This is a genomic window from Flavobacterium sp., assembly GCF_035760125.1.
Lineage (GTDB): Bacteria > Bacteroidota > Bacteroidia > Flavobacteriales > Flavobacteriaceae > Flavobacterium.
In genome coordinates this window covers 1-3,553 of sequence record NZ_DASTTN010000181.1, presented here as the reverse complement: position 1 = coordinate 3,553, position 3,553 = coordinate 1, and the positions used below count along the sequence as shown (strand labels likewise).

General features: G+C 36.8%; 1 protein-coding gene. It reads right to left on the bottom strand.

Going from position 1 to position 3,553, the window contains the following annotated elements:
• On the bottom strand, positions 1–3,201 hold a 3,201-nt coding region (purL, locus tag VFS71_RS06870), incomplete at its 3' end, for a phosphoribosylformylglycinamidine synthase (RefSeq protein ID WP_326400184.1).
• Between the last annotated feature and the right edge of the window lie 352 nt (positions 3,202–3,553).

Sequence of the window (3,553 nt, the reverse complement as noted above, 5' to 3'; positions counted from 1 at the left end):
GTTACAGATTCCAACAGATAAAGTGTCTTCTCTTTTGAAGAAATTTTTCAATGCTGTGTTTGCTTTTTCGTTGTATTTGAATGCTCCGGCCCAACCTTTGGCAGAACCCAAAACATCTGAATTTGAGAATCCTCCAACAGCTCCAATGAATTGAATATCTTCTAGATTTTCACGTCCAGAAATCAAATCGGTCATGTGAACATCTTTTACGTCAAATCCAGCCAAGTACATTGCATTAGCCATTTCACGCTCGGAGTTACTTCCTTTTTCACGAATGATTGCTGCTTTTGGTCTTGGTTTTGAAGCGTCAATTACAGGTTTTTTTCCTGTAAAATGAGATGGGAAAGTATAGTTTAATACTTGGTTTTTATAATTATCGAAACGTGCTTGGGCAGTCCCGTTTTTAGATTGCTTTTGGTCTAACAAGAAAGATGTTTTGAACCAAATGTCTCTGTATTTTGCAATGTCTAATTTACAAGGACCAAAGTCTAAAGTAGCTTCTGTTGTTGCGTTTCCTAATTTGAAGAAAGATACATTGTTTGCGCTCAATTTAGCTTCAACTGCTTCGTCTGAATTGGCTTGGAAAACAACAGCAATGTTTTCGGCAAAAAGATATTTGATAATGTCTTTTTCTTCAAAAACTGAGAAGTCTATTTTGGCTCCCAAATTCACGTCAGCAAAACACATTTCCAATAAAGTAGTGATTAAACCACCACTTCCAATATCGTGTCCTGCTAAGATTTGATTATCTAAAATCAATTCTTGAAGGGTATTGAATGCATTTTTGAAAAATGCTGCGTCTTTGATAGTAGGTGCATCATTTCCGATAACATTCAGCGTTTGTGCGAATGAAGAACCTCCTAATTTGAATTCGTCTTGGGACAAATTGATATAATAAATTGAACCTCCGTCTTTTTGTAAAACAGGCTCTACTACTTTTCTAATATCGATACAATTTCCACCAGCGGAAATAATTACCGTTCCCGGTGCTATTACTTCGTCATTTGGATATTTTTGTTTCATCGAAAGTGAATCTTTTCCAGTCGGAATGTTGATTCCCAATTCGATTGCAAATTCAGAACAACCTTCAACAGCGGCATATAAACGAGCGTCTTCACCTTCGTTTTTACAAGCCCACATCCAGTTGGCCGACAATGAAATTCCTTTCAATCCGTCTTTAATTGGAGCCCAAACAATATTTGATAATGATTCGGCTATTGCTGTTCTACTTCCCGCAACAGGGTCGATAAGTGCAGCGATAGGTGAGTGTCCAATTGAGGTTGCGATACCTTCTATTCCTTGGTAATCCAAAGCCATAACACCACAATTGTTCAATGGTAATTGCAATGGCCCGGCACATTGTTGTTTGGCTACTTTTCCTCCTACACAACGGTCTACTTTGTTAGTCAACCAGTCTTTAGAGGCAACAGCTTCCAATTGTAAAACTTGCTCTAAGTAAGTTGCTATGTTTTTTACGTTGTATTCTAAACCTGCATAGTTGTAATCAACGGTGTTGTCCGTCATTACAGTTTTTGGAGAACTTCCAAAGAAATCTTCCAAAGCATAATCCATTGGTTTTAAGCCAGTAGTTTTTGATTCGAAAGTAAAACGGTGATCACCAGTTACATCTCCTACTTGGTACATTGGAGAGCGTTCTCTGTCTGCAATTCGTTGTAAAATGTCGATGTCTTTTTTACCAATAACCAATCCCATTCTTTCTTGGGATTCGTTACCAATGATTTCTTTTGCAGAAAGGGTAGGGTCACCAACAGGCAATTTGTCCAAATTGATTAATCCTCCAGTTTCTTCAACCAATTCCGAAAGACAATTTAAATGTCCACCTGCTCCGTGATCGTGAATAGAAACGATTGGGTTATTGTCACTTTCTACCAAACCACGAATGGCGTTGGCAGCACGTTTTTGCATTTCTGGGTTGGAACGTTGTATGGCGTTTAATTCAATTCCTGAACCAAAAGCTCCTGTATCTGCTGAGGATACAGCTGCACCACCCATTCCAATTCTATAATTTTCTCCACCAAGGATAACGATTTTGTCTCCTTCTTGTGGTTTATGTTTGATAGCTTGATCTAATTTTCCATAACCAATTCCACCTGCTTGCATGATTACTTTATCGTAACCAATTTTACGGTCGTTTTCTTCGTGTTCGAAAGTCAAAACTGAACCAGTAATAAGCGGTTGTCCAAATTTGTTTCCAAAATCAGAAGCTCCATTTGAAGCTTTAATCAAGATGTCCATTGGAGTCTGGTACAACCATTTTCTTTCGGTTACTGCATCTTCCCAAGGTCTGTTTTCTTCCAAACGAGAATAAGAAGTCATGTAAACAGCAGTTCCTGCCATTGGTAATGAACCTTGTCCACCAGCCAAACGGTCACGAATTTCTCCTCCTGATCCAGTTGCAGCTCCGTTGAAAGGCTCTACAGTTGTTGGGAAATTATGGGTTTCTGCTTTTAAGGAGATAACAGAATCAAATTCTTTTATTTCGTAAAAATCAGGTTTGTCGGCAGTTTTTGGTGCAAACTGTTGTACTCTTGGTCCTTTTACAAAAGCCACATTGTCTTTGTAAGCCGAAACAATATCGTTAGGGTTTTCCTGAGATGTTTTTTTGATTAATTTGAAAAGAGAAGTTTCTTTTTCTACTCCGTCAATAACGAAAGTTCCGTTGAAAATTTTGTGACGACAGTGCTCTGAATTGGCTTGAGAGAAAGCGAAAATCTCTGAATCTGTTAATTTTCTACCTAATTTGGTTGATAAATTATCCAAATATTCTACTTCTTCTTGGCTTAAGGCCAAACCTTCTGTTTTATTATAAGTAGCAATATCATCAATGTCCAAAATAGCTTCTGGTTGAATGTGGATAGTGAAAATATCTTGATTCAACTCGCTATATTTTTGCGAAAGCATAGGATCGAAATCATTGAAATCGGCTGCTACTTTGTGAAATTCTTCAATACGGATGATTCCGGTAATCCCCATATTTTGGGTGATTTCCACCGCATTGGTACTCCAAGGTGTAATCATAGTGGCACGAGGTCCAACAAAAAAATCCGACAAAACGGATTTTTCTACTTTATTGGAATCGGCGAATAGCCAGTTGAGTTTTGAAATGTCTTGAGCCGAAATTTCGTTTTGCGTTTGTACTGCAAAAACAGTTTTGCTTTGGTTTTCAAAGAAATGGATCATTGTTGTGTAGTTTGTTGTATTTAACGGTGCAAATTTAGTCATTTAAGATTAAAATACGAATAAAAAAAGGGTGACAATTTAATAGCTTTTTTTATCAGTAATTGAACTATTAATTGATTGATTATTATGTTCTTATTTGTACATTTCTAATCATTGTTTTTTTTAATCAAATAAATTCCTTTTGGAATTTTGGTTATCGATACTGAAGATTGGTTAATGTTTTCTTTTTCAAAAATGGATTGGCTACTATTTCTGTTTTTACTTCTTCGATAGTACTTAATCGGCTTCCTAGATTATTGCAAATGTCAGTTGTGTCGGAATCAATTGTATATTACTACTGTTTTTGAGATGA